Origin of the sequence: Streptomyces sp. SID12501 (assembly GCF_010550245.1) — a bacterium.
Taxonomy (GTDB): Bacteria; Actinomycetota; Actinomycetes; order Streptomycetales; family Streptomycetaceae; genus Streptomyces.
On sequence record NZ_JAAGLU010000311.1, the window covers coordinates 1 to 579 of the forward strand.

2 pseudogenes are annotated in these 579 nt (G+C 73.7%); both read right to left on the bottom strand.

Features of this window, described 5'->3' with window-relative positions:
- Window positions 1-272: pseudogene (locus tag G3I71_RS45930) on the bottom strand (phosphatase); the annotation flags it as partial.
- A gap of 107 nt (window positions 273-379) precedes the next feature.
- Window positions 380-579: pseudogene (locus G3I71_RS45935) on the bottom strand (MarR family transcriptional regulator); the annotation flags it as partial.

A 579-nucleotide genomic window follows, 5' to 3' on the forward strand; every position in this document is an offset into this window, starting at 1 on the left:
GGATCGCCGGTGACCTCCAGGACGGGGGTTTGCGTGGCGAAGGCCCGGCCGGCCGGGGCTCCGTCCCGTACCGGGACCTGCGTTCCCGTGTGGGGCAGGTGCGTCACCGGCTGCAGCACGTCCAGCCCGTAGTCCGCCAGCAGGAGCGTGACCTCGCTCGCCCGAACGTGGGTGGTGAGGAGTTCCCGGGCCGCTGACGGCAGTGCGGTGGGTGCTGTCGCTCGCAGCGCTTCTTCAGCGGCGCCGAGCCAGGCTTCGGAGTGGTTGCGCATGCCCTCGTCCCTTTTCGCGGTGGCCGGTGCCGGCCACAGGTGCAGTCTGCCGGGACGGGCGCCGACCCGTGCGCATCTCGTTGCCCCGCCGCCCCATCGGGCGCGGTTCAGGCAGTGTCCGACAGGGTGTCACCTCGCGGAGGGACACCGAGGGCCGCCGGATCGGCGGCCGCGGCGCGGAAGGCGGCCAGGCTTTCCGCGAGGGCGCGCCTGTCCTTGGCCGACATCCGCTGCATCACCTCGGCCGTCCTGAGCGCGCGCAGGGCGCGGTTGTTCGCCAGGACGGCGTGTCCGCGCCTGCTCAGGG